The 25,989-nt window shown below is 59.9% G+C and carries 26 protein-coding genes and 1 pseudogene; 16 read left to right on the forward strand and 11 right to left on the reverse strand.

Going from position 1 to position 25,989, the window contains the following annotated elements:
- Window positions 1-154: 154 nt before the first annotated feature.
- The 3 genes from ACD578_RS27960 to ACD578_RS27970 all read left to right on the forward strand — a co-directional run bounded on the left by ACD578_RS27960 (window position 155) and on the right by ACD578_RS27970 (window position 2,367).
- Entirely contained in the window at window positions 155-340 is a 186-nt protein-coding gene (locus ACD578_RS27960; protein ID WP_404295326.1) for a hypothetical protein, read from the forward strand.
- Window positions 341-359: 19 nt separating this feature from the next.
- Window positions 360-482: a hypothetical protein gene (locus tag ACD578_RS27965; RefSeq protein WP_404295329.1), complete on the forward strand. Its 123-nt coding sequence runs from the start codon at window positions 360-362 to the stop codon at window positions 480-482.
- Between the two features lie 529 nt (window positions 483-1,011).
- Window positions 1,012-2,367 carry an IS1380 family transposase gene (locus tag ACD578_RS27970; RefSeq protein ID WP_404294322.1) on the forward strand — a complete coding sequence of 452 codons (1,356 nt, stop codon included), beginning with the start codon at window positions 1,012-1,014 and terminating at the stop codon, window positions 2,365-2,367.
- 135 nt (window positions 2,368-2,502) lie between these two features.
- Here the strand turns inward: ACD578_RS27970 and ACD578_RS27975 are convergent, their stop codons facing one another.
- The gene (locus ACD578_RS27975; protein ID WP_404295331.1) at window positions 2,503-2,697 is read right to left on the reverse strand and encodes a hypothetical protein; all 195 of its coding nucleotides are present in this window, start codon (window positions 2,695-2,697) and stop codon (window positions 2,503-2,505) included.
- Between the two features lie 317 nt (window positions 2,698-3,014).
- Here ACD578_RS27975 and ACD578_RS27980 point away from each other — a divergent pair, with 317 nt between their 5' ends.
- The 5 genes from ACD578_RS27980 (at window position 3,015) to ACD578_RS28000 (ending at window position 8,075) form a co-directional block, all read left to right on the forward strand.
- A complete protein-coding gene (locus tag ACD578_RS27980; RefSeq protein WP_404295333.1) occupies window positions 3,015-3,755 on the forward strand; it encodes a calcium-binding protein in 741 nt (246 codons plus the stop codon).
- An 88-nt stretch (window positions 3,756-3,843) separates the two neighbouring features.
- Window positions 3,844-4,152 carry a DUF6894 family protein gene (locus tag ACD578_RS27985; RefSeq protein ID WP_404295496.1) on the forward strand — a complete coding sequence of 103 codons (309 nt, stop codon included), beginning with the start codon at window positions 3,844-3,846 and terminating at the stop codon, window positions 4,150-4,152.
- A 457-nt stretch (window positions 4,153-4,609) separates the two neighbouring features.
- A complete protein-coding gene (locus ACD578_RS27990) occupies window positions 4,610-5,434 on the forward strand; it encodes an IS5 family transposase (RefSeq protein WP_404295336.1) in 825 nt (274 codons plus the stop codon).
- 617 nt (window positions 5,435-6,051) lie between these two features.
- Window positions 6,052-7,314, forward strand: coding sequence for an RNA-guided endonuclease InsQ/TnpB family protein (locus tag ACD578_RS27995; RefSeq protein WP_404295339.1), 1,263 nt, complete (start codon window positions 6,052-6,054; stop codon window positions 7,312-7,314).
- A gap of 434 nt (window positions 7,315-7,748) precedes the next feature.
- Entirely contained in the window at window positions 7,749-8,075 is a 327-nt protein-coding gene (locus ACD578_RS28000; protein ID WP_404295342.1) for a hypothetical protein, read from the forward strand.
- A gap of 932 nt (window positions 8,076-9,007) precedes the next feature.
- Here ACD578_RS28000 and ACD578_RS28005 read toward each other — a convergent pair.
- From ACD578_RS28005 to ACD578_RS28015, 3 genes are read right to left on the reverse strand one after another with little or no spacing between them, the layout of a single operon-like run.
- Entirely contained in the window at window positions 9,008-9,235 is a 228-nt protein-coding gene (locus ACD578_RS28005; RefSeq protein ID WP_404295344.1) for a hypothetical protein, read from the reverse strand.
- 35 nt (window positions 9,236-9,270) lie between these two features.
- Window positions 9,271-9,984 carry a calcium-binding protein gene (locus ACD578_RS28010; RefSeq protein WP_404295347.1) on the reverse strand — a complete coding sequence of 238 codons (714 nt, stop codon included), beginning with the start codon at window positions 9,982-9,984 and terminating at the stop codon, window positions 9,271-9,273.
- Between the two features lie 2 nt (window positions 9,985-9,986).
- Entirely contained in the window at window positions 9,987-11,339 is a 1,353-nt protein-coding gene (locus tag ACD578_RS28015) for a M10 family metallopeptidase C-terminal domain-containing protein (protein WP_404295350.1), read from the reverse strand.
- Between the two features lie 674 nt (window positions 11,340-12,013).
- On the opposite strand from ACD578_RS28015, the gene ACD578_RS28020 reads away from it, so the two are divergent.
- On the forward strand, window positions 12,014-12,718 hold the full coding sequence (locus tag ACD578_RS28020; protein ID WP_404295352.1) for a GAF domain-containing protein: 705 nt from the start codon (window positions 12,014-12,016) through the stop codon (window positions 12,716-12,718).
- Window positions 12,719-12,730: 12 nt separating this feature from the next.
- On the opposite strand, the gene ACD578_RS28025 is transcribed toward ACD578_RS28020, so the two are convergent.
- The 7 genes from ACD578_RS28025 to ACD578_RS28055 form a co-directional block, all read right to left on the reverse strand.
- Window positions 12,731-13,702 carry an RNA-guided endonuclease InsQ/TnpB family protein gene (locus ACD578_RS28025; RefSeq protein WP_404295354.1) on the reverse strand — a complete coding sequence of 324 codons (972 nt, stop codon included), beginning with the start codon at window positions 13,700-13,702 and terminating at the stop codon, window positions 12,731-12,733.
- Between the two features lie 314 nt (window positions 13,703-14,016).
- Window positions 14,017-14,352 carry a DUF6894 family protein gene (locus ACD578_RS28030; protein WP_404295357.1) on the reverse strand — a complete coding sequence of 112 codons (336 nt, stop codon included), beginning with the start codon at window positions 14,350-14,352 and terminating at the stop codon, window positions 14,017-14,019.
- Window positions 14,353-14,365: 13 nt separating this feature from the next.
- On the reverse strand, window positions 14,366-14,773 hold the full coding sequence (locus ACD578_RS28035; RefSeq protein WP_404295359.1) for a hypothetical protein: 408 nt from the start codon (window positions 14,771-14,773) through the stop codon (window positions 14,366-14,368).
- A gap of 334 nt (window positions 14,774-15,107) precedes the next feature.
- A complete protein-coding gene (gene groL, locus ACD578_RS28040) occupies window positions 15,108-16,754 on the reverse strand; it encodes a chaperonin GroEL (RefSeq protein WP_404295361.1) in 1,647 nt (548 codons plus the stop codon).
- A 39-nt stretch (window positions 16,755-16,793) separates the two neighbouring features.
- On the reverse strand, window positions 16,794-17,108 hold the full coding sequence (groES, locus tag ACD578_RS28045) for a co-chaperone GroES (RefSeq protein WP_036350413.1): 315 nt from the start codon (window positions 17,106-17,108) through the stop codon (window positions 16,794-16,796).
- Window positions 17,109-17,504: 396 nt separating this feature from the next.
- Window positions 17,505-18,935, reverse strand: a complete 1,431-nt coding sequence (locus ACD578_RS28050) for a hypothetical protein (protein ID WP_404295365.1) — start codon at window positions 18,933-18,935, stop codon at window positions 17,505-17,507.
- Between the two features lie 1,181 nt (window positions 18,936-20,116).
- Complete coding sequence (locus ACD578_RS28055; protein WP_404295368.1) at window positions 20,117-20,389, reverse strand: SWIB/MDM2 domain-containing protein; 273 nt, start codon at window positions 20,387-20,389, stop codon at window positions 20,117-20,119.
- Window positions 20,390-20,991: 602 nt separating this feature from the next.
- Between ACD578_RS28055 and ACD578_RS28060 the strand changes: the two are divergent.
- The 7 genes and pseudogenes from ACD578_RS28060 to ACD578_RS28090 all read left to right on the forward strand — a co-directional run.
- A pseudogene (locus ACD578_RS28060) lies at window positions 20,992-21,227 on the forward strand (transposase); the annotation flags it as partial.
- 521 nt (window positions 21,228-21,748) lie between these two features.
- Window positions 21,749-22,165 carry a hypothetical protein gene (locus ACD578_RS28065; RefSeq protein ID WP_404295371.1) on the forward strand — a complete coding sequence of 139 codons (417 nt, stop codon included), beginning with the start codon at window positions 21,749-21,751 and terminating at the stop codon, window positions 22,163-22,165.
- A gap of 116 nt (window positions 22,166-22,281) precedes the next feature.
- A complete protein-coding gene (locus ACD578_RS28070; RefSeq protein WP_404295373.1) occupies window positions 22,282-22,761 on the forward strand; it encodes an aldehyde dehydrogenase family protein in 480 nt (159 codons plus the stop codon).
- Window positions 22,758-23,141, forward strand: coding sequence for a hypothetical protein (locus ACD578_RS28075; protein ID WP_404295375.1), 384 nt, complete (start codon window positions 22,758-22,760; stop codon window positions 23,139-23,141). The genes ACD578_RS28070 and ACD578_RS28075 overlap by 4 nt, the downstream gene beginning before the upstream one ends.
- Before the next feature lie 137 nt (window positions 23,142-23,278).
- A complete protein-coding gene (locus ACD578_RS28080) occupies window positions 23,279-24,160 on the forward strand; it encodes a 3-hydroxybutyryl-CoA dehydrogenase (protein WP_404295378.1) in 882 nt (293 codons plus the stop codon).
- Window positions 24,161-24,208: 48 nt separating this feature from the next.
- Entirely contained in the window at window positions 24,209-24,631 is a 423-nt protein-coding gene (locus tag ACD578_RS28085; RefSeq protein ID WP_404295381.1) for a hypothetical protein, read from the forward strand.
- 16 nt (window positions 24,632-24,647) lie between these two features.
- Window positions 24,648-25,379: a Crp/Fnr family transcriptional regulator gene (locus ACD578_RS28090; protein WP_404295384.1), complete on the forward strand. Its 732-nt coding sequence runs from the start codon at window positions 24,648-24,650 to the stop codon at window positions 25,377-25,379.
- The last annotated feature ends 610 nt before the right edge of the window (window positions 25,380-25,989 follow it).

A 25,989-nucleotide genomic window follows, 5' to 3' on the forward strand; every position in this document is an offset into this window, starting at 1 on the left:
ATGATTGTTGCTCTGTTGAACTTCGCCTTGCATCGAATGGTGCGTCGGGCTCGCGGCACCCGGAGCTGGTATCGGCTTTCATAAAGAGCCTTTTTCGTTCCTTGAGACAACCGCATTATTGCCGATCCAGCGTTGGCGGCAGGGAGCTTGTGTCATGCCACATACCACACACGTCATCGAAGTCGGAGACGTTACGGCGGGCATCGTCGTCGCCGTCGAAGGCGGCTTCCGTTTCTTCGCCGCCGGCTTTGCCTTCAAGGCCCTCGATCTGACCATCTTTGCCTCGATCGAGGACGCCAGCCGGGCGGCACGTGAAAAACTCACCCGGCGTCGTCGCTGAACAACTCTTCGGGATCAGCATGAACACCAACGCGCTCCTGATTGCGGTCGTCGCCGCTACAGCGCTGTTCGTCTCAGCCTTCCGCGTGCAGGCCGCCAATGAACGCCTCCTCGTGGCCAGGCAGTGGCGCGAAAAGAGGTAGCGTAGTAGCCTGTTCGCCGTCTGAACAAACATCCGCCACGTCGGTCAAGGTCTCAGCCGCGCGCCGTCATCGGATCCCCCGGCAACAGCACAGAGGGAGGAACTGGGCCGAGTATGACACTGCCCTGTGCCAGCGCGGCAGTCCCACGGCCTGTCTCAAGGGAGGCGATTGCCGCCTTGCGCACCGAGCCTCGGAGATACCAGGTGGTCAGCTCCACTATTCGGCCCTGGCGCTCGAGACAGCCCTGACACTCCGGGCGGTGTTTCAGCTGGTGCTGCGTCAGACGGAGGAGCTGATCAGCTCGATCCTGAGGCTCCTCGCGGGACTCTGCGAGGAACGGATCAGGGATCCTCCTGATCACGAGAGTGATTGCGACCGGCAGGAGGATCACCTCGTCAAGGTCGTCTAGCCGTTCTTATGCACGAGAGGGCTGGAGAAGGCTGGCGGATGTAGCTTAAGCGCTTGAAGCAGCGTAGGATTTGGTTGCTGAAGCCGATCCTGCAACCCCTTCAAGGCTGCCACACCCGCCATGACGGACGATACAACCCCGACGTTCTCGTTTCCAGCCGTATCCCGCAAGAAGATCACCGCCGCCTTTGACGGTGGGCGCCTGTCGTCGGACGGCGGCGTCATGCTCCTGGCCCAGGCCGAGCACCAGCTCGGGATCGCCGAGCGGCTGGCGCGCCTCATCCCCGATCGGCGCGATCCGAGCCGCGTGACACACGCGATCACCGACATGATCCGCGCCCGCATCTTCGCCATCGCGTGCGGCTATGAGGATTGCAACGACTTCGGCCCGCTGCGCTCGGATCCGGCGTTCAAGCTCGCCTGCGGCCACTTGCCGGAGACCGGGGCCGATCTGGCCTCGCAGCCGACCCTCTCGCGCCTGGAGAACGCCCCGAGCCTGCGCGATGCGATCCGGCTGACCTATGCTCTGGTGGATCAATGGATGGACAGCTATCCCACTCCGCCCGACGGGGCGGTGCTGGACGTCGATGACACCTGTGACGTGGTGCACGGACATCAGCAGCTGTCACTGTTCAACGCCCATTATGACGAGCGCTGCTTTCTGCCGATCCACGTCTACGACAGCGCCACCGGCCGCCCCGTCGCCATCGTGCTGCGGCCGGGCAAGACGCCGTCTGGCATCGAGGTGCGGGCGCATCTACGCCGGTTGGTGCGGCGCATCCGCACCCGTTGGCCGACGACACGCATCACCATCCGCGGCGACAGTCACTATGCCCGTCCCGAGGCCATGGAGTTCTGCGAGCAGAACGGCCTCAGCTACCTCTTTGGGCTGGCCGGCACGAGGCCGCTCACCGCCAAAGTCCAGGATGTGGCGGATGCGGTGCGCACCCACAGGGCACTGGAGGATCGCGAGGTCGTTCGCGGCTTTGCCGAGACGATGCACCGGGCCAAAAGCTGGTCGTGCGAGCGACGGGTGGTGGCCCGCATTGAGGCGACCCGCCTCGGGCTCGACATCCGCTTTGTGGTCACCAACCTGATCAGAACCAGCCCGCGAGTCATCTACGAGAGCCTGTACTGTGCCCGCGGTCAGGCGGAGAACTGGATCAAGTTCCACAAGGCACAGCTTGCCTCCGACCGGACCTCGTGCCGGCGCGCGGTGGCCAATCAGGTTCGCCTCGTGCTGCACACGGCCGCCTATTGGCTGATGCTGGCAGTGCGGGAGGCCATCCCAGCCACTCGCGATCTCGCCCGGGCGGAGTTCGCAACGCTGCGGCTGCGCCTGCTCAAGATCGCCGTGCGGGTGCAGGAAAGCACCAGCCGCATCCGACTGGCCTTTGCCTCGTGCTGTCCGGAAGCGGATCTCGTCCGCCGTCTTGCGAGCGCTCTGGCACCCCAGCCCCGGGCGGCCTCGCCATAAGCGACGGGGCCGCCATCGCCCCGCTCACCTCATTTCGTCTCTGCAACGCGTTCCCCACGTTCCAAACCTCGCCGCGGTGAAACAGACGCAACGGATTGGCGCGCCCGGGCCATCTATCAGGTCACTGCAACAAACTCAGTGAATACGATCGGCTAGCACGGAGATGAGGTCCAGAATGAGGTCGCTGGCGCTGAGTGCATAGGCGGCGGTGGCCGCCGCTGCAGCCTTCACAGACCACAGAACCCGGCGCTCTCGGGCGGCAATGGAGCGCGCGCGACGACACCTTTCTTGGTAGCGCGCTCCGTTCTTCAGCCGTGCCCCAATCTTCATCCCTTGCGAATATCCTGAGACAGGTCGTTCTCATTCGAAGCGGCGGCTGTTCCGTCGAGCTCAACAACAAAATAGCTCGAACATCGTTGTATATTCGTTTCATTACAAAATGAATGTCGCCCATGTTCGCAACTAATCTGACATAACATTTTTGTATTTTAGCCGGCAATACTGATAATGCTGAACTTAATATTTACTGCGCATAGGTTTCGACTTAAAAGTGCTATGCAGGGTGCGAACCGCTGCACCCTGCTTCACGTTGAAACTTGTGACCCAACGCGCCCTCTCACTTGGCGCGCATACCAAGGAGACGAGACATGGCAACTTTAGGAGGCGGGGCTTTCAACGACTCGCTGCACGGCACGGCCACTGCGGACGTGGTGTTCGGACATGGCGGTGATGATCTGATCTTCGGTGGAGGAGGGGGCGACGCTCTCTCCGGCGACGAAGGCCAGGACGTCCTCTTCGGCGGCAGCGGAGAGGACTGGATATCCGGCGGCTCGGGCAACGATTGGCTGTCTGGCGGCGAGGGCGCTGACGTCCAGGACGGCAACGTCGGCAATGACATTCTGTTCGGCGGCAACGACGATGATGTTCAACTCGGAGGGGCTGGCGACGACGACCTCCGCGGCGGTCATGGCAACGACATTGAGCTCGGGGGAGATGGGAATGACATCATTGACGCTGGTTCCGGTGACGACCTGATACAGGGCGGTGTTGGCAGCGACATCCTGCGCGGCGGCTCCGGAGACGACATCCTGGAGGGCGGCGCTGGAGATGACGTGCTCCACGGCGGGGCCGGCAGCGACACCTTCGTGTTCACCGGCGGCGGCGGCAACGACGTCGTGCTCGACTTTAAGGCCGGTCAGGACATCCTGCAGATTTCAAAAGAAATCAACGGCACTGACATTGCGACCGCCGACGATCTTGCGAGCCGCATTCAGCAGGTCGGCCACAACACGGTGGTCGACCTTGGCAACGGCGACAGCATCACTCTGGTGAATGTCAACGCCGACGATGTTCACAACAACCCGGGCGATTACTTCTCCGTCCATTAACCGCGAACGGGTGCTGCGGACATCAACCGCGGCACCCTTTGCTGTGCCATCGAGGCAAGCGGCCAATGACCTGTCACTCAGGGTGACTATGCACTGTTACTTTCAACTCGTGAACGAGCAAGAGACCGTCCTGGACGGTACGGGTGTTGACGTTCCGGACCATAAGACCGCAAAGGCGGAAGCGCACAAGGCCATCAGTGAGTTACGACAGGAATATGATGCGCCATCGCGGACTGGACCAGCTGGCGGCTGGAGATCGTTGGCCCCGACGGAACTCTTCTTGATTCCTATCCTCTCACCAAGGTTCTGCATTGAGAGCGGCTCCGGTATCTCACGTCGCTCGCGATGGCGATCCTCCGGGATCTGCCCTGTCTTCGAGCAATCGAGCGCGCCCTAAATTTGCTGTGAGATCGACACGCAAGGTAAGCTGAAGGGACCGCAGACGTTGTGCGGCACCGGGTCTAGCAAGGTGCTTGATAAACGGCCTGTATGCCACTTGGCAGCGATCCGAAGCGCCCTTGTGCTGAAGTTGAGCCCGACAATGCGGACGGGGTCACGGTAAAGCCTCAAGCTCTTGAAGATCGCATGGCGAAAGTTTGTGCCGACTTGGAGTCGATCGGGTAACAAATCCGTTGCACACTTTTTCGTCTCAAAGGTTCGGCGACCGCGTCCGAAGGCGCAATGAGCGAGAACCCAGTGTTCAAGGGTTCTGGTGAGGTGGACGCTCCCCAGCGGCTCCAAACTACCGCGCGTCCTCGACTTTACTCGCCATTCTCAGAGTTTGCCCGAAAAGGTTGAATGGCCTCAAGACCCAACGATTCCGTCGGATTTGCGAAGATTCGATGGAGGTCACGATGGTTTGGACCGAAGCCACTCGCCGACAGTATCGGCGGGACGGACTGCGTTATGCCAGCAATCTCACCGATGCCGAATGGGCGCTGATCGAGCCGTTCATGCCGGCGGCTCGGCGGATCGGGCGTCCGCGCATGACCTGCCTGCGGACCGTGGTTGAGGCGATCCTGTATCTGGCCTCGACCGGGTGCCAATGGCGCCAGCTACCAATGAAGTTTCCGCCCTATTCGACCGTGCAGGGCTATTTCTATGCCTCGTCACCGGATGGCACCTTTGAGCGGATCAACCACGCTCTCGTGGCCGCCTCGCGGGCGAAAGCTGGATGCGAGGCGAGCCCGTCAGCAGGCGTGATCGACAGCCAATCGGTGAAGACAACGGAAAGCGGCGGCCCGCGCGGCTTTGATGCCGGCAAGAAGATCAAGGGACGCAAGCGCCACATCATCACTGACACGCAGGGCCATCTGGTCGGGCTGCGCGTTCACACCGCCGACATCCAGGACCGGGATGGTGCCGTGGAGGTGCTGACCTCGATCCGCACCCTTTATCCCTGGCTGCGCCATGTCTTTGCCGATGGTGGCTATGCGGGGGACAAGTTGCGCGACGCGATCGCCACTCTCGGGCACTGGACGAGCGAGATCATCAAGCGCTCCGACGCGGTCAAAGGCTTCGCGGTCCTCAAGCGCCGTTGGGTCGTGGAGCGAACCTTCGATTGGCCTGGACGCTGCCGCCGACTGGCCAAGGGCTTCGAAGCCTCCATCGAGAGTGCGATGGCTTGGGTCTTCATCACCCATATCCGGATGCTGCCCAGACGGCTCGCAAGACCCTGAAAGACTACAAGTCTTTTTGAGTCAGGCTGTGAGGAGCGGAACTGTTGCGTTACCTGCTCCAAGAAGAGAGGCTCCGTTCGGGTGCTGAGGACGGGCACGGTTCCAGTCCGCGTTGCGAACAGGCGCTGCCTCAAGTCACTGGATTGAAGGACGTGGGACGCCAGCGGTGTTTATATCCATGCTGAAAATGGATTCTGCCAATGCGTAATCGTCAGACGCAGAAAAGAGGGCAAGCATCTGGAGAAAACCTCAGGTACCGTCCGGCATCAATGGATTATGCTCCGGTTTACAATAACTTCAGGTCACTGCTCCTGTTTGTCCCGAGAGAGGCCTACAACGGTTGAACAGCCACCTCCGGTCAATGCGCACGAAGCAGCGCTCCATAAGGGACGGAGTAAATGCAAAAAACATAGTGCGAAGGTTATCAAAGAAGAGAGATAAAGAGGGAAATTCGGTAACGGATCAGGAAAGCCCACCGTTTAAGTGAACCGCATTAACATCGCGCCCAGTTTCACCTGTTATCATCATGCTCTGAAAGACCTCCTCTCTCAGGTGGAGGATGAAAAGAGCCAGAGCGACTCTTGAACAGCTTGCCTGTTCTCTCTATGTTCTGATCAATGAAGATCAGAAAAGCCTATCGCTTTCGGGTGTACCCCACACCAGAGCAGGTCGTGCAACTCAGCATGACGGTGGGCTGCTGCCGTCTGGTCTATAATCTGGCGCTGGAACAGCGCCGGCTGTTCAGCCGCAACGGGCGGAACCTGAATTACTATACGGGCGCGGATGAACTTCCAGAGCTGAAAAAAGAGTTTCCCTTTTTCGCTGATGCCCCGAGCCAATGCCTGCAGCAGGCGCTGCGCGATCTCGAGGATGCGTTCCAGCGCTTTTTCCGGAAGGACGCCGGCTATCCCAAGCCGCGGCGAAAATTCGTGCACGAGAGCTGCCGCTTTCCGCAAGGCTTCACGATCGAACGGCATCGCCTGAAGCTGCCGAAATTCGGCTGGCTGAAGATGGCCGCCCACCGCAAGGTGAAGGGCCGACCGACGTCGGTGACAATCGCCCGGGAGGGCGATCGTTGGTACGCCTCGATCGCGTGCGAGGTCCATCTGCCAAATCCTGCGCAACGGCCTGTGTCTGAGGTCGGCGTCGATCTCAACGTGATTACAGGGGCGGTGATCTCGGACGGAAACATTCAGCCGATGCCGCGGACCTCGCCCGAGGAGATGCGCCAGCTCGCGCGGCTGCAGAAGAGCCTGGCCCGCAAGAAGAAGGGCTCCCGCAACCGGCTGAAGGCGCGTCGGGCTCTGGCCCGGTTCCACGTCAAGCTCGCCCGGCGCCGGCGGAACGCGGCGCACGTGATCTCGTGCCAGGTTGCGAAGCAGCACACGCACATTGTGTTCGAGGACCTGCGCCTTAAGAACATGACGGCGAGTGCGCGCGGCACGCTGGCAGAGCCAGGCCGGAACGTGGCCGCGAAGGCTGGCCTGAACCGCTCGATCCTCGACGTGTCGCCGGGTCAGATCCGATCGTTCACCAAGTACAAGGCTACGTGGCAGGGCGGCGAGTGCGTTGAGGTCATCGCTCGTCATACCTCGCAGCGCTGCTCGGAGTGCGGTGGGCATCCTCGGGATGACGAGGCGACCGAACACCTGCCGCACGGGCGCATAACGCGCGACCGCTTCATCTGCCCGCTGTGCGGGTATGAATCTCATGCTGACATCAACGCTGCGAGGAATATCCTCGCGCTGGGCCGCCATCGCTGGGCGGCATCGAAGACGACCGCCGGTGGAGCGCCGGTGGCAGCCTGTGGAGGCCTCCGCTCTAAGCGCGCCCGTGAAACAGGAAGCAAAGGTCAAGGGATGAAGCGGCTTGCCGCCTAGCCTAAGATGCCTCGTCCTTCAGGGCGGGGAGTCTCACTTGTAGTTGCCAGCCTGTCCCATCAGTTGCGACTTCGGGGTTATCTCGCGGGGCTCATTCATCGCCGTCAATGCGAGAGAGTACGCCTCCTCAGGGTTTGCTATCGACGCCTGTTTTGTCGGCGATGCATTCAGTGTACTTCAATATATTAAAATAATACCTCACACTCGCGCGCTTTCATGCGCCCCGGCGATAGATGCGGCTCAAGAAAGCTCCTTGCCATTTGGAGCCGAGAATTGAAGTAAGTCTCGGACTATGTAATCGATTACGCGAATTTACCCCTTTGATATCTGCGGAATCTGTGGCTAGGAAGACGCGGCGCAGATTCGCTAGGAAGCGTCATTCGGTTGCTCGGGCTGGGTGGGGCTTCTTTTTCCTCCCTGGCAGGAAAAGAAGAATGTTCACTCACAACCAGATTTGGGCTGCCTTTGATGCAATTGCAGATTCGCAAGGGATATCAGTCTCGGCTCTCGCCAAAAGCGCCGGCTTGGATGCGACCTCATTCAATCTCTCGAAGCGGATTAGCCGTGAGGGCCGCGCGCGATGGCCATCGTCCGAGTCTCTCGCCAAGGTTCTCAAAGCTGCAAATCTCGATCTGAGAGCATTAGCCGACATCATCGGCTCCATTCCAGACGAGGAAGCCGGGAAAGCCCAACTTCGCGGATCGAAGCCAAAAGGACAAAGGATCCAGCGTGGTCGAACAGGGAACCGCACAACGGTGTGAGATCGTTATAGCCGAAGGCCTCGCCCTTCCCTGGCGTGATGCTAGGGAACTATGTGCGATCCGCAAGCGTAATCGGGCGGGCGAGGGCAACCAGTCGTGTCCCCGCTGCTACACGCATGCGGAGTGCGTTGCGTATCAGGCTCCAACGGGACCCCGTTCGGCTCTGCCCGGGGCTGGGTTTTCTGCGCCTTCGTGCTAGGATTGCACCAGTTGCTTCTCCCGAACCCGACAGTTGTGGGTTGGCACATGATCCCGCACGAAGCAGTCCAATCCAATCGCCTGCTGGCTTCGTTCGAGCCTGAAGATTTCAGGTGGCTAGGATGCCACCTCGAGCGGGTGACGCTAACGCAAGGAAGAATTCCTTCAATTGGCCGCAATGAACTCCAGCATATCTGCTTCGCTCATAACGCTATAGGATCTCTGGACAAGGTCATGCATGGCGGCAGGGCGATTGTAGTGGCTATGTTCGAGAGGTCGATATCGCTCTGTACCACGCACCCTCGTCTCGATTTCCGGAGCGTAGCGCCGGATCCGACGAAAGATGATGGATGAGTCGACATTGGCGCTATGTTCCTGCCTCATCTCGGCGAGATCGCGATAGTTGATGCCCTACTTGCGGCACCAGCGCATGTGTAACAGGATGATCTCGGCCGGTCAGCGACGGCGCTTGAACAGAGACGCCAGGGCGGCTTCTCAGATAGCCGCCACCCGCTACACCACCAAGGTTAAGACAACGTAGTCTTATGGACTGTGGTCTTCTGACAATGGCATAAGTCGGTAGCGGTAAGTTCATTGTGGCAGATCCTGCCGTAGAACGTCGGCATCCGCTCAAAGGACTCGAGAACGATGCGGCTCGAGCCTCTGCGCCTGACCTCAATGCCGTTCGCTGGATACGGGGCTCGAGAGGCGGAAAGTGGAACAGTCCGCACTATCTAACGCTGTCCCTGGGGTTTCGGTATCGGTCCAGAGTGGCGTGCCGGCGGAGCCGCAATCAGGCGGAAGTGAAGCGGTGGCGACTTCCAGTCAAACGGCAGTTGCAATGGAACCGTGCAGTTCGTGAACAGGCTCTGCCCTTCGGCATTCTTGACCTCAAACACATAACCCAGCCGCTCCATCCCGGCACATTCCGGCCAACGGTCGTACGCAATCCAGTCGCTCATCTCTACGTCCTCGTCGGGCGCACGAATGCGCGAATTCAGAGATAAAAATCGCCTTTGGCGAGCGTCATAAGTCCGGCCACTTTGACCTGGAAGTCCGCAGCCTTGTCGCCATTGATGTCGCCGGACAGCACCCCGCCCGAAAACCCGAGCTCCCCGGCCATTCCGCTGAATGCAGCCTTGCCGATGAACTTGAAGGCCTGATTGCCGCCGGTCGTGGTGTTGGCGTCGATGCTACGCAGGTCGATGTGATCCTGACCACGGACGAAGCCTTTGATCGTGTCGATGCTGGAGCCACGGGATTCACCGGCCGATTTGAAGATAAACGTATCCCGCCCTGTGCCGCCGCTGAGGATATCGCGCCCGGCTCCTCCGAGAAGGAGATCATCACCGGAACCACCGTCTAGGGTGTCATGGCCACCCCGCCCGGTCAGTGTGTCGTTTCCTGCGCCACCCTTGATCGCGTTAGCGGCATTGTTGCCACGCAAGGCGTCGGCATGGGTGCTCCCCAGCAGGTTCTCGATGGCCACGTAGATATCGCCCATGGCCTCGCCCGTGTTGAGCGAGTGCGACAGAAGATCAGCCCGCACTCCCGCACCTGCTCCGCTGTAGCTGGCGTAGTCGGTGCCGGCTCCTCCGTCGAGCCGGTCTGCACCGGCGCCACCATGCAGGATGTCGTTCCCGCCGTGGCCATAGAGTCTGTCGTTCCCAGCCCCACCATACAACCGATCGTTGCCAGCCCCGCCCGACACACTCAGATCCGGGGTAACAAGCGCCGGGGGGTGACCGTTGGTTCGACTGGGGGAGGGACGGTCGGTTCAACCGGGACGGTCAGTGTGCTGAGAGTGGCCATTGTCGTGCCGGACAAGAGCTCCTCGAAAGAGTAGCGTCCGTCCATGAACTGGAACCATTCAGTCCCCCAGACAATGTCCTTACCATCCGACGCATCCGCCCGATGGTCAACAAAGTGGGTTGATCCATCTGTGAACTGCGTGACGCTGTAGTGCGCGCGTTCGCCGCTGAAAACCGCGGTATCGCTTCCGACACCGCCATCCAGAACGTCGTCTCCGGTACCACCGGTCAGGGTGTCAGCACCAGTTCCACCCTGGAGGGTATTCGCGGCTTGATTGCCGATCAGGGTGTCGTTGCCGGATCCGCCGACCGCATTCTCAATCAGCGCGCGCGTGTCGTTGTTGTAGAGCAGCGCATTGGCGATGTTGCCAGCGGCGACCTTGGAGCCATTGTAGTGGAGCTTGGCGAGCTGGGTGGTCGACGTGGTTGTCCATTCGCCGGGTCGAAGGTCGACTTTGAGGCCGCTCGTATAGGGCGAGAAATCGTAGGTGTCAGCGCCACCGCCATCCCAGAGCGTCTGGAAGATCCGGTTCGCCCCTGCCGCGCCTTGGCCGACGCCATTGACGAACATCTCGCCCGTGGCTGGGCTCCAGGTGTAGGTCGTGTTCGAAGCGTTGGTGACGAAGTTGGCGCCGTACATATGTTGCAGGGCCGCAATGTCATACATCATGAGCGACTGGGCATAGCCCGCGCTCTCGTTCACGTAGCCCGTTGTTGTCGAGGCGCCCACATAGGAGCGGTAGCTCATGACCGTGTATTCCATTGCGTCACGATCCTGCGGCATGACGAAATGCTCGTGCGCGTGCTCAAGCCCGAGCGTGTGGCCGATCTCATGGATGAAGGTCAGGTTGGCGTAGCTGCCCTTCTGCGGCGCATCATAAATGCCGCTGGAATTGTTGAACCATGCATCCCCGCCCGCGGCATTCGTTGTCGGGAAATAGGCCCAGGCTGTGCCGGGTTTGTCCGACATGGCAAAGCGCAAATCTGCATGCTGCGTCGCGGTCTCCGCAATTTCCGTAAAGCTGAGATTGGCAACGGAGGCATACAGCTTCAGGGCCGCGCGGGTCGCCGTCTGCTGCGCGGCGTTCAGGGCCTCGAAGTTACTGAGGGGCTCACCGGCTCCATAGGCGCTGCCATAAAACGAGGCACTGGCCGGAAAGCTGTAGGTGAAGCTATTGACTGCCCATTTCAGGTCGCCCAGGACACCATCGATGTAAGCGTTGCCGGTCGGGCTGTAGGTCACAACAGCAGGCATAAGTCCATCCAGTCTTATTCGAGAATAGTTTGCGCACCGGCCACGCTACCCCTCCTTCTTCGAAGAAGCTCGAGAATAACGTGTGCTCATCTTGCTGGTCTAAAGCAGATAGGAATTCTTTTTCTTCTTCTCAAGGGCCACTCGTAGCTTGGCTGCTCGCTGCTTTACAGTGTGTACCGTTCACCTATACGGTAGAAACATCGCTACAAGGGATATTATCTTACGTTTCTGCTACAACTACGGCAGGAATAAGTTCGCGCATAATTTTTTCGAAGAAGCCAGAGGAAGCTCGGGAGAACTTGGCCCTATTCTTCTGAGGGTTCAGGCTGCGATAACAGGTGGAGCAGGGGAAACCAAGCTTCTGGAAGGGCCTCTTGCGAGGCGACGCTGTACATCAGCGCGAGCTCTCGGCCAAGGTAGGATAGGAGGTCCGAATAGGCGATCGGTGCCGGGGTATAAACCCTTCTGCTCCAGATACTCTCATTGGCCAACATGACGGAACCATTCACCCGAAGGTCTCTGAACGGGTAACCCGGCGCGCCTGAATAGGTTCACAGTGATGGCGGAAGTTCCTAGTGCAAATGCCGCAGACGCAAGTGCCACCGCGGGTCTCAGCGGCGGTGGCCAAGCTTTCATGAACCCAGCTTAGCAGGTGGGCGCCATTCAACTGCCAGGTGTCCGTCGAAGCTTTCAGCGAGGCTTGGGAGGTTCACAACGGTCAACAGGCCCAGAGCGAGGCAGCGGGCAAGGAGGCGGAGGGCAGCGGGGATGTCCATGCGGAACATTTGGCGCATCTCTTTCTTTGTGAAAGCGATGTGTTCGGACGATGCCTCTGTTCTCAGGAGGTGGAATTGGACTTTACCCTTGATCCGAATGAGGTGCTGCATCTCGACGCTCTCGCGGACCTGAAGGTTGAAAAGTGCATCCCCGATGCGACAGTGGATCGGATTACCGCCTTCGCCCGAGACCACTTCAGGGTTGGGTTCTGTCTCGTCAATCTCATCGAAGCTGACCGCGCATTGGTCCTGTCCCGCCAGGGTATCGATGTTTCGGAGATCCCCCGCAATCTGGTTTTTTGTGCCTACACGATCCTGCAAGACGAGGTCCTCGTCATCCCCGATGCTCGTGCTGATGAGCGCTTCAAGAACAACCCACTTGTGACGGGTGACCCCTTCCTCCGCTTCTGCGCTGGGGCTCCACTCATTTATGAGGGGGAAGTCCGCCTTGGCTCCTTGAGTCTCTTGGATACGAAGCCGCGCTCATTCTCACGGGGAGAGCGGGCTGAGTTGCGGATGCTGGCTGACCATGTGGTTAGCATCATCATCAGCCGGGCTATGGGTTTGCCAGAGCCGGATCTGAGTACCGCGCTTTCTATGTGATGCCTCCTCGTCCTAAAGGACGCGACTTCCAGGTCCCTTCAGACCCAGCGTCTCGCACCCGAGACGGGCAATGTTCAGGGCGGCGTTCCGATCGCGGGCCTGGACCGCACCACAGTCGCTACACACCCATTGCCTGACCGCAAGACCCTCTCGACCTTGTGGGCCGCTGAGCGCGAAGCACTCAGAACAGGCTTGCGTTGTAAAGGCCTCATTCACCTGGGCAAAGGCAACTCCGGCGTGATCGCTCTTGTACTTCAGGAAGTTGCGCAGCATCGCCCAGCTCACATCGTGCGTCGCCTTCGCGGCGCCCGATGCGATCTGCCAGGTGGAAGAGATGTTGCCGACAAAGACGGCACCGGAGCGGTTGACCACCGCCCGGGAGAACTTATGAAGCGCGTCCTTTCTGCGGTTGGCGATCTTGGCGTGGATCGTCTGGACCTGACGCTTACGGTCCCGCCGCTGCGCTTCGGCCAGTTTGTCCTCGAGATCGCGGTAGAACCGGGCTTGAGGCAGCTCCAGTCCATCCGCTGACTTTGCGGCGGTCTTGTGCCCAAGATCGATGCCAACGACGTGGGTCCGGTTCGTCGTCTGGCGTTCGATCTCGCAGACGATGTTGCAGTACCAGCAGCCCCGCGCGTCCTGCGAGAAATTGCCGGACTTGAACCGGCCCTCGATCTCACGATGCTTCCAAAGACGGATCTTCCGGCCGCGGAACAGCGCGATCGAGCCGCTGATCTCCACATCCTGGTTCGTAAACGGAACCCAGCCGAGCGAGCGGCGAGGCCCACGGCTCACCCGCCAGCGCAGTCTTGGTCGCCCGACTTCCTTCCGCTTGGTCAGGAACTCGTCGATGATCTCCTGGATGACGTAATTCCAGACCGTGTTGGTCGCATTGCCGAGCGCAACCAGATGCTTGCCGCTCGTCGCGCCCTTCACGCGAAAGCTGAACGTCAGGTATGCTGGTTCTTGCTCTGTTCCGGCCATTGCTCCCGATATACGGTCACAATGGCCAAGGTTCAAGATATGATTTTGCGGCATTCGCCGCACCGCCTGTCCATCCTCTTCCTGAAGTGGAGAGGGCTTTCGGCGCTTTTTTGCTAAGAGTGCTCCGGATGGTTCCTTGACGTCTTATCCGGTCGACTAAGCCTTCGGTCATTCCAGTTGCTCGGAAGCGAAGAAAGATAGAACCCCACCCGGCCTGAGCAGCAGAACAGGACTTTTCTTTTGAACCAGGTATGCAACTCAGCCCGCACGGTTTGCCGCGACGAGAGGCAAATAGCTGCTCTTCCACTGTCTGTTCAATGAGCGGAGAGAGCGTCAAGCGGAATGGCCTGCAGCGCTCGGCCAAAGGCATCAACGATCTCCAACCGCCATCCCCGCCACGCGTCTGAGCTTGCGGGAGCCTGTGCACGAAGCTCCTCGACCGCTTCTAGGGCGGAGACCACGGCTGCCTGGATGCTGGAAGCCTCAATGCCCTCTTCATCACGGATCATGTCATCGCCGTCCGTGAGGTTGAAGTAAAAGCGGGCTGGAGCTGCTGGAGCCGGTACGGCGCCTGTCCAGGAACCAGCTGACGGGATGCCGGTGCCGAGATCCTCAGCAGCCTCGAGCTTGCCTTTGATAGTGGTTGCCACGTTTTGGGCCGCCTTACTGGACTACCGAGTGTGAGACGTTTGCGAGATCGACCCAGCCGGTGCAGGTCGGGAGTTCGGGGATGAGGTAGGCGCGGCTTCCTTCCACGCTCTCAACCCGGCACGCGTAGGTTCGCTGGTCTCCCGGAGGGCGGTATAGGACCAGACTTCCAGCAGCGACAGTGTCGCCAGGAAGAGCTTCCAAGCCGGCTGTCGCGCTCGCTTCGAGCGGCTCACCTGCAGTGGGAGCGATGTTTTGCTGGCCTGCCCGCACGCGGTCGACAGCAGCGATGGCAAGACGGGCGCGGTCCCGATAACGCGCCATGACGAGCTTCACAGGACCTTGCTCTTTTCCTGAATGCCAGGAGAGCCCACCAGCTTTGGCAAGCTCGGCCGCAACCGCCTCAACTTCATCCTCGGTCATGCGCCCCCCGGCCGTATAAAACCACTATGGTTAAGTGCTAGGGGTCCTTTCCTGTTCCATACGGCAAACGCGGCGGACTGCGGCTAAAAGTCAGAAGATTAGGAATATTGAGCTCAATGGCTGTTAATCGTGACCGTTTTGTCCGAGCCGTTGGCAGCATGAGGTTCCATAAAAATGTTCAATGAAATTCGCGTGTAGACGCGTGTGGCAACCAAGTTACATTGTCACTTCTTGCGCGAAGTACTTTAGCGATCGACGCCTCGCAGCCAGACCCAAATGAAAAAGCCCCGGAGCGCTCCGGGGCTTCTTTTTCTTCGCGTCGTGCGGGACCTTCTTAGAAGTCCATGCCACCCATGCCGCCCATTCCGCCACCTGGCATCGCCGGAGCCGATTCCTTCTTCGGAGCCTCGGCAACCATGGCTTCGGTGGTGACGAGCAGGCCAGCGACTGACGCTGCATTCTGCAGAGCGGTGCGCACGACCTTGGCCGGATCGACGATACCGGCCTGGAGCAGATCCACGAACTCTTCGGTCTGAGCATTGAAGCCGAACGTGTCCGACGCGGTGTTGTCGGTGATCTTGCCGACCACGGTCGATCCCTCAACGCCGGCGTTCTCGGCAATCTGGCGGATCGGGGCCTCGAGCGCGCGCAGAACGATGTTGATGCCGGACTTCACGTCCGGGTTGTCGCTGGTGAGCTTGGCAACCGCAGCCTTAGCGCGCAGCAGGGCCGTGCCGCCGCCGGGAACGATGCCTTCCTCGACTGCAGCGCGGGTGGCATGCATGGCGTCGTCAACGCGATCCTTCTTCTCCTTGACTTCGATCTCGGTCGAGCCGCCGACGCGGATCACCGCGACGCCGCCGGCGAGCTTGGCCAGACGCTCCTGGAGCTTCTCACGGTCGTAGTCCGAGGTGGTTTCCTCGATCTGCGCCTTGATCTGCGAAACGCGAGCCTCGATGTCCTGCGAAGAGCCAGCGCCGTCGATGATCGTGGTGCTTTCCTTGTCGATCCGGATGCGCTTGGCACGGCCGAGCATGTCCAACGTGACGTTCTCGAGCTTGATGCCGAGGTCTTCCGAGATCGTCTGACCGGCGGTCAGGATCGCGATGTCCTCGAGCATGGCCTTGCGGCGGTCGCCAAAGCCCGGAGCCTTGACGGCGGCGATCTTCAGGCCGCCACGGAGCTTGTTGACCACCAGCGTGGCGAGAGCCTCGCCCTCGATGTCTTCCGCCACAATCAGCAGGGGCTTGCTGGTCTGCACCACAGCCTCAAGGATCGGCAGCAGCGACTGCAAGGAGGAGAGCTTCTTCTCGTGGATGAGGATGTAGGGATCCTCGAGCTCCGCGATCATCTTCTCGGCGTTGGTGATGAAGTACGGCGAGAGATAGCCGCGGTCGAACTGCATGCCCTCGACCACGTCGAGCTCGGTCTCGGCGGTCTTGGCCTCTTCAACCGTGATCACCCCCTCGTTGCCGACCTTCTGCATTGCTTGAGCGATCATCTCGCCGATGGAAGCGTCGCCGTTGGCCGAGATTGTGCCGACCTGGGCGATCTCTTCAGACGAGGCAACCTTCTTGGCGCGAGCCTGGATGTCCTTCACGGCCTCTGCCACGGCAAGATCGATGCCGCGCTTGAGGTCCATCGGGTTCATGCCTGCGGCCACCGCCTTGGCGCCCTCGCGGACGATGGCCTGGGCCAGCACCGTCGCGGTGGTGGTGCCGTCACCCGCCACATCGCTTGCTTTCGAGGCCACCTCGCGCACCATCTGGGCGCCCATGTTCTCGAACTTGTCGGCGAGCTCGATCTCCTTGGCGACGGTCACACCGTCCTTGGTGATGCGCGGAGCGCCAAAGGACTTTTCCAGCACCACATTACGGCCCTTGGGGCCCAGCGTGACCTTTACGGCATTGGCGAGGATGTCGACGCCACGCAGCATGCGATCACGAGCGTCAGAAGAGAATTTAACGTCTTTGGCAGCCATGAGCTGAACTCCTGTTATTATCTGTTCGGGCTGGGCTGGTTAAGCCGCCTTCTGAGCCGCGGCGGACTGTTCGATCACGCCCATGATGTCGGATTCCTTCATGATCAGGAGATCCTGGCCATCGATACGCACCTCGGTGCCGGACCACTTGCCGAACAGCACGCGGTCGCCGGCCTTCACGTCGAGGGCGACGACCTTGCCGCTCTCGTCACGGGCGCCGGGGCCGACGGCGATGACTTCGCCCTCTTGCGGCTTCTCCTTGGCGGTGTCCGGGATGATGATGCCGCCGGCCGTCTTCTCTTCGGCTTCGATGCGGCGGACGACAACGCGGTCATGTAACGGGCGAAAGGTCATGGGTGTGCCTCCTCGATATGGAATTGGGGGCACTCGTCTGCGCCGAGCAGCACGTTTAGCACTCGACGCATGGGAGTGCTAAGGCACGGTGATAGCCCAAGGCTGCTGGCGAGGCAAGAGCCCTGGAAGGGCCAAGCTTAAGGTGCGCAGATCCTCGTGAGCAACGTTGGAGCACCGGTAACCCTGGGCAGTCTCCATAGCCCATCAGCTCGGACCTATCTTGAGGCAGTTCGGCGGCTGACAGGCGAGGGGAAGCTCGGATCGCCACCTCAAATGACAAAGCTCATCTGTTCAGCAAGTTGTTCGCCCGCAAAGACGCAGAGGCCTGCGCAACGCTCTCAACAGTGGCGGCCACCATCAGAGCCGAGCCAACGCTGCCGCATCAACGAGTGGGATCTACCGCCTGAGCTTCTCCAGGCCCAGGTCCCGCCAGAGCCAGGTGAAGTCATAGCTGGCCATCGGATCGTCCGACGGGCGTCCGCTCTTCGTCTGGTTCTCAATGTGTTTCAGCCAGTCGGCAACCTTGTGCCGGCCTGCAGCGGTTTGGGCCGCGGCCCGTGGGCTCAGATCTCCCAGTGCCGGGATCGGCTCGTCGAGGGTGTTGCGGTAGTGGTCGGTCAGAGCACCATGGACCAGTTCGGCCTGCAATTCGGCCGGAAGGTCGCTGGCCTGATCCAGATGGTCGTCCCCGTCTCGTCCAGCCATGACCTGTTCGAGCGTTTCGATCTCGGTCAGAGCCGGCCCGACCAGCGCCCCGGCCAGCTCAGCCAGGATAGCCCTCCCACGCTCGGCCCGCTCGCGGGAGTTCGCCTCCAGCAGCAATGCCTTGTCGGTCAGTTCGATGGTGCCCAGGACCGTATCGCCGGTGTCGAGCGTCACCCGCACAGACGGGGCTCGCCCTGGGACGGACCTGCTCGCCGGCTTGCCTGAGGATTTCCGTTTGGCAGGCTGCCGCTCGATCCAATTCCAGAAGCCTTCATTCTCCTCCTGGAAGGCTGGAACGGTGCGCAGGCGCTCCCGGAGCTCGCTGGCTGCGCCTTCTGGGCGCAAGGGAAAGCGAACCCGGCAGAAGACCACCTCGTCGCCATCGCTGTTGAGAATGGTCGGCAGGCTTTGGTCGAGCGCTGAGGCCAGGGCATCATCCAGCCAGATGTTGCTGAAGATCGGCGCGGCTGTCGCCATGAACAGGAGGTCGGCGATCTGGCCATCCTCCCGGGTGGACCTGGGCAGCTGGGCTTCCTTGGTTAGCTTGCGGAACTCGCGCCGGGCCTGCTGCCTGGCCGCCTTGAGCTCGTCCATGAGCAGAGTGGCGGCACTCGGGCGGAAGGGCAGGAGGCCTCCAGCAAGGATGTTCTTGCCCGAGACCTCAATGATGCGGGCACCGATCTTGTCCCAGAGCTTGAGGCTCTTGGTGGCGGAGTGCTCGCTGACCCGGATCGGCTCCCCGCCGCGCAGAAGATCCCGCGCCAGGAAGGACTGGCCGGGCACGATCTCGCTGACCTCGTACAGGCTCATGCAGGAGTCCCGCAGCGCCTCCATGTAGCGCCGGTTGCCGGCGCTTTCCTTCCAGCCGCGGCGCTTGAGATAGTCCTCGACGATGTTGCGCCCGTCCGGCTCGATCGCCTGAGTCAGAAAATCCTCGAAGGCGCAGCCCCACAGGGTCATGGCCGCGTGATCGCCGATCACCTCCGCAATGTCCTCAAACTCCATCTCGTAATCTTCGCAAGCCGGACCGAGGTGCAGGTCCAGGACGTCCGCAAACGGCTCACGCCATTCCTCGTGTGTGAGCCATTTCATGAGACCGGAGAGGGAATGGTTGCCGAGCATGGTCATTCGATCCTGGTACGACTGCAGGAGAAGCGCTGGCGTACGGTGACTGCGCTTCCTCAGGACAAGAGCGCTTTGAGACCAGTGTATCGCTGCGGACCCGCCGATCAAGGTTGACTTCCTGGCGCACGCGCCCGTCGCGCTCCAGCTACCCAAGTAGCTGTCGTGCGCTCATCCTCATTGAGCGGGTGCAGGTCCCAGACCTTCGGGGAAGCACGAGTAGCCATGGGGCGGCCGATACGACGCCCAGAATTTAACGAAGATGACCTCCCCAGCGTAGAAAGCGGTAGCAACACCGGCTTCGGCGTCCAGTTTGAGGCGCTTCATGGCAGCCAGGATTCTTCGAGAAGGTGGGTTGCTTTCAGTCTGCCCACTCAATGGCTCCTTACCCCGCAGCGGTGAGGAATATCCTCTGTCGATCCGTGTTGGTTGCAGGGGGTGCAATCCAATCCCACCACATCTCGTCCAAGTTCCTCCGCCAATTACTCAAGGTTTGAGCCACGAGTGCATATGACTTTAAAGCGCTTGCTCAGAGTTAGGGAATGGAGTCATCGGCCCCACTAGCTCACCTCTTGGGTCGAGAACCCAATCGAGTTGGCCCGTTACGTGAGCACATAATTGTGCATTCAGGGGTCTTCGGATTTATGCCGGAGCGGCATTCCCAGTGAGCCAGGATTGTCTCCCGAGCGGTGAAGAAGTGCTAGCATGCTGGCAGCGCGTCAAAGGCGTTTCTCTGGAGGAGTCGAGTCGATGGTGCATCATCTTCTGGCAAGCGCTCCTGCTGTCGCACTGGTTATCGGGTTGTCAGCGTTCCCCGTGCTTGCGGCCGAGATGATCGAGGCCATTGGTGCGGAGAGATGCGGAGGGCTGCGGAAATCCTATGCCGTTGAGTTCTTGGCCCCGGAAGATGCCGATGTCCAAGCGAGCGCAAAGAGGATGGTCAACGAGAGCGAAGACATAGACAGCGCTCTACCCGCTCTCTCGCTTGATGGCAAGCTGTGCTCGGACGGACGCTGCGCCTTTCGAGCCTCCAAGGGACACCTCTATAAGCTTGCCAGCAAGAGCACAGGCCCGCCCTTAGGCAGGCTTTGCATCTCCGTCACCCGACCTTGAGGTGCTTAGAGGAGTTCCCGGCTCGGTCTCAGTCACCCGCCCCCTCCACAACTCTACGACCATGGGCATCATTTCTGGTGCTGCGCAAGGTGCTTGTTCATTTCGAACATGCTCACCTTGTTCTTGCCTCCAAACACTGCCTGAAGCTTCTCGTCAGCCATGATCTCGCGCTCGTTCTGCGGGTTCTGGAGCTTGTGCGTCTTGATGTACTCCCACACCTTGCTCACCACCTCCGGGCGCGGCAAGGGAGCCAGGCCGACAATGGCGGTCAATTCCTGCGAGGGCTGCAATGGTTTCATCAGAGCTGCGCTTGGCTTCCGAGCTTCTTGAGACCCTGACATTGGGATACTCCGATACGATGACCATTTAATCTGAGCACGGTTAGGACGGGATGAGCGTGACACCAGACGAACTGACGGCTCCGCCCCCATGCAGTGGTACCGGGTGCCGCCATGCGAGCCGATGCGGCTCGCGACTTGAGGGGCTGGTGCAGGGGGGTACGATCCGAAGAACGCAACGGTCGCTACAGCGATCACCGATGAAATCATTGCCAGAGGTCAATAGACGATGATTGTTCATCCAACACACGGACCGGTTGTGCGGATCCGGTTTCCGGACGGCTCAGGGGCCTGGTGGAAGGCGGATGGCTCCTTCGTTGGGTTTCCTCTCGAACGGTCCACGGCGAGGTGCGAATGCGATCGAGCGTAGAGATTACCAACGATCGTGGAAAGGATTTTGAGCTGTACGTTGAGTTGTTGGGGAGGAAGGCCAGCATGTTGCTCAACTGCAGCCCGATGAAGCTGGTCAGCTCGAACTACAATTCTACGGCGGACAGCCGGCTCGTATTCCATATGATTGGCTCTGCGAGATAGCTGAGAAGCTTGAAATGGAGGTACGTCCGAGCACGCTGGATGAGTTGTTGAGGAGACGCTGACCGGTCTCACGCTTGCCGCGTCAGCATTATAAGCACCTCAGGAGCACCAACATGCTCGAGCGGTTCAGCGAGGAGTTCAGCCGACGCACATACGTGGCGCAGATCTTTCCCAATGCGGCCTCATATTCCGGCTGGTGTAAGCGCTGGCGGTCGAAACCCACGAGAACCGGCTTGAGGCGCACCGCTACCTCAACATGGAGAATCTGACGGAGTACAAGAAGGATCAGCTTCGCGAAGCCGCTTAGCCAGCCTGACCGGCCACCCCGCTTTGCAGAACTTGACACACACAATCCGAAACATGCACGTTTTATGCGTTATTGAGGCTAGAGTTGCAGGATTTAAAGCAGTTGACGCCGTATATTGCAATAAATCGCACTCGGTTCCCAGTTAGATTGCTGGGGTTCGATCTACTAAAGCATTTTGACCTGAGCTTGAACCAAACGCGCGGCGATGGCGGGTTGCTGCTACGCCAAGGGCACTCGCGGGCGACGGGCGGGCAACGATACTGGTTGGTCCCATAGAGGCCATCCAAGTTGGGCGGGCCACCACCAATCAACAAGGACCTAAGCGTAGGCCACATCGGGCCACTGTATAGTACCAGCGAATATAACCCAGAGTATAGGTCGCCTGAACCTCCCAGGTGTCGACACGGATGCAAGTGTAACGGAGATCTGACACCCGGAATGGCGATTTTCGATGACTGACAGGTTCTACGGAAATTCTATCGAGGCGCGCCAGCAATCTGACTTGGCGCCAGGAGCCAGCTATGAACACACCTGAGCAGGAACGCATCCTCGTCGTCGATGCCAACCCGCTGTTTCTGGAGCGACTTGCACGGGAACTTCGGGCCAGGAACTTTGATGTCGTGGCGGCAGAGTCCGGCGTGCAGGCTTTCCACATCCTGAAGGACCGGCGCCGTCCCATCGACTGGCTCTTCAGCCGTGCCGCTCTGCCTGGCCTGATCGATGGCTGGATTTTAGCCGATGAGTATCACGACAGTCATCCCCATCGGGCGGCCGTGATTGCCGCCTCGCAAGCGAGAGTCTCGGCCCAAGGGCATATCATCCTCAAGGATCCGTCACCGACTGCCGTGCTCGACTCCATGCAATGCATCATGGCCCAGAACCAGTCGTCGAGGATACCGAGCCACACCGAACGCGACGAAGAGCGAATTGCCGCGTAAAGGGTTACAGCAGGATCCAGCTGCTGGAGATTGAAACGATTTCAATCTGAGTTCCAATCCATCGGAAGGCTGTGTGCTGATCGGGCATGCGGCACAGGGCCAGAGGCTGTTGAGGCATGACGGGTATACCCTACACTGAGCCGAAATTCACCCCAGAGCATCGTGCGTTCATCGCCGATGAGTGGATCGAATGTGAAGCAACACTGCCGGTTGATGACCTGGCTACTGGCGAGCAACTCGTGGATGTTGCAGTCTGCTCCACGGATCTTGTGGACCAAGCCGTCACATCAGCTCGTAATGCTTTCCTCCGTTGGCGGGGCCATACACCCGTTGCTCGCGGCAAGATCCTCCGCTCATGGGCTGTTTTGAAGCGCACTCATGCAGAGGATCTTGCTGTTCTCATGACGTCCGAGCAGAGCAAGCCCTCAAGCGAGGCCGCGGCGAGATCTTTTATTCGGCAGCGTGCCTGGACCGGTTCGCTGCGGACGGACTGCTCGAAGCCTGCACCCTGCCGCTCACCAGCGCCGGCGTCATCGACCCGGCAATCACGGATCTCGGCGTCTTCGCCATCGACAAGCGGGATAGCACCGGCATGACCCTGATCGAACGCGACGTAACGGAGCTTCCGATGGCGCGGCGCAAATCGTCCTCTCCAAGCCTCTCCGATGCCATGCCCCTTGAGCCAGATCAGCTCGAACGGAACATCCTTCTGGCGTACGTGCAGCTCGCCGCGATGCCGGACCAGGTTAATGGCACGAGAACTGCAACGTTGGCGAACTTTGGATCGGTCGAGGTGCGCCTGACAGAGCTGACCCAGCCGGGATACAAGTCGCGTTGTATTCCACCATTTTGGCTGGAAGTGCACTCCCATGCCACCGGCACAACCCTCGATAGTTGCGGCTGCTTTGAATTCGACGAGTCCGAACTGACCACCGCCGTCGGCCTCATTTGCGAAGCCCGAAGAAAAGCCGCCTGAGAGGACTGCCCGATGCGGATCACCATCCTCCTGAAAAGCCGCACTGTGTCATCCGACGAGGGGCTTGCCTGATGCCTGAGTTCGCCGCTTTGCCCCCTCGTGCCATTCAACCGCAACGAAACCCCTTAGGTATCAAAGTGGCAGTTGCCATTAAAACGGTTGGCGTGATCGGTGCAGGGCAGATGGGCAGCGGCATTGCCCATGTCTGCTCGCTCGCGGGATTCGACGTCCTGCTCAACGACCTCTCAGACGATCGGATCACCGCTGGCTTGGCCTCTATCCATGATAACATAGAACGCCAAGTCTCGAAGAGCATGATCTCCGATGCCGACCGGCAGGCGGCACTTGAGCGGATCCGGCCGACCTTGTCCTATTGCGATCTGTCGATCTGCGACCTCGTCATCGAGGCTGCGACTGAGAACGAGCAGGTGAAGCGCAAGATTTTCAACAACCTGTGCCCCTCTCTGCGCCCTGACGCCATGATCGCCACCAACACATCATCGATCTCAATTACCCGACTGGCGGCGGCCACCGACCGGCCGGAGCGGTTCATCGGCATTCACTTCATGAACCCGGTGCCGGCGATGCAGCTCGTCGAGCTGATCCGCGGTATCGTGACTGACGACACGACCTACGAGTCGGCCAAGGAATTCATCGGCATGCTCGGCAAAACGGCAACGGTGGCCGAGGACTTCCCAGGGTTCATCGTCCACCGCATCCTGCTGCCGATGATCAACGAGGCGATCTACACCCTCTACGAGGGCGTGGGCTCCGTGGAAGCCATCGACACAGCCATGCGCCTCGGCGCCAACCATCCCATGGGGCCACTCCAGCTGGCCGATTTCATCGGCCTCGATACCTGCCTCTCGATCATGCAGGCATTGTACGAAGGCTTGGCCGATTCCAAGTACCGCCCCTGCCCGCTCCTCGTGAAATACGTGGAAGCCGGCTGGCTCGGCCGGAAGACGAAGCGCGGCTTCTATGATTATCGAGGCGAGGAGCCGCTTCCGACCCGATAGATTAAGAAAGGGACAGAGTGCCTCTGCTATCAAAATTGGAGTCGTGCAATGAGCATTGGAGTTCCGAAAGATGCGTTTGAAGGTGGAGCGCGCATTGCGAAAGCACCGAATTTCGCACCGCATTTACCGTTGAACAAGATAGGGCACGAGTGCTCGGTCGAATCCGGAGCCGATCTGGTCACCGATTCTTCCGATGCAGCCTACAGAGCAATCGACGTGACACTTCTCGATACCTCAGCCGAACTGATCCAAGAGATTCATGGCGTCGTTAAGGAGCGTCCGCCCTCAACTTCCGAGGCGAGAAACCTCAATGCCGGCCGGACACTGATTTTCTTCTTCTATCCTGCTCAGCACTTCGAGTTGCTCGATCAATGTTGGGAGAAGGGTACCATTCCTCCGAGGGGCAAACGCGCAGGTTTTATTCATCGGCACCAAACGCAGTCTGTCCGCCTCTCAGGCAGTCGAACATAGGCTAAGGGTTCTTGCCATGGCACTGTCCTCGAGCCAATCGTCCCATCGCACGAACCGCTTGCTGTCGACGCTGCAGCCAGACGACTTCGCGCATCTTGAGCCGCACCTTCAGCAGGTCGAGCTGCCGAAGGGCACGGTTCTCTATGAGACCCATGAGAGCATGCCGTTCGTCTACTTCCCGCATAACGCCATTGTCTCGCTCATGGCGGTTCTCCCCGATCGCAGAACCGTCGAGATGGCGGTGCTCGGGTCTGAGGCCATGGTTGGTTTGGCCAGCACGCTTGTGACGCGCCAATCTGTCGGGCGCTATGTTGTTCACATCGCAGGCACCGGCGCACGCATTGACACTGACGTCCTGCATCGTGCGTTCGAGGACCGGCCGAACCTGCGGGAGCTCTTCATGTGCTATGAAGCGGCCCTGCTGGCAGAGGCCCTGCAAACGATGGCCTGCAACATCGTCCACACTGTCGAGGCGCGCTGCTGCCGCTGGATCCTGACCATGCGGGATCGCGCCGACCAGGCGGCCTTGCCCTTCACGCACGAGCATTTGTCCCGGATGTTGGGCGTGCAACGCTCGACGGTCAGTCTCGTCACGTGTGGGCTCCAGTCATCTGGTTTGATTTACCAGAACCGCGGTGTGATCACCGTAACCGACGGCTCCGGCCTCGAGCAGATCGCATGCGGGTGTTACGAGACCGCCCGCCAGCGGCCACGACAACTCCCACCCACAGAACCGGGAGGCTTATGATGCGCACAGAGGATGACGATGATCTTCTGCAGGTCGATGAGCATCGGTGGGTCCGACGCAGGCCCTCCATGGGCTTTCGGTTGCTTTGTCTGGTGATAGGGTTGGCTGTTATCGCCAGTGCGATCTATCTGACGGTCCGATTGCTCTAGGCGGAGCATCATACCTGGTTGGTCTCGAGAATGCTTGGACCGGGACGATCGCATCTGACCCCGACGTACCTTGATTCTCTTGGTTGTTCCGACGGGCGTCTCTTACAACGATCGCGCTAAGAACTACGAAGTCTGCTGCGTCATCTCAAAGGACGATGATGAAGCGGTGATTTGCACTCCAGCCTCATGATTGTGTTGGCCTTAGGATGTTCCTTCTGCTTACACAATGTAGGAGAAACGATCTTCTCGCTTACACTTGGAAAAGAGACAATCTTTCCCTTGAGCACAGACGATTGAGCAAGTTACAAGCGTGCCTGCGCACCAGAGTTAGTTTTCGTACTCGTATCAATGCATTCGGTGCTCTCTCGCGCGCAGGGTAAACCGTAGCTCGCTTCGGCCGTCGGTCAGGCCTGCCGGATTGAACACCGTATGATGATGAAGACACTTGCGGTGCGGTCATC

Source organism: Microvirga sp. RSM25 (genome assembly GCF_044784385.1).
Taxonomy (GTDB): domain Bacteria; phylum Pseudomonadota; class Alphaproteobacteria; order Rhizobiales; family Beijerinckiaceae; genus Microvirga; species Microvirga tunisiensis.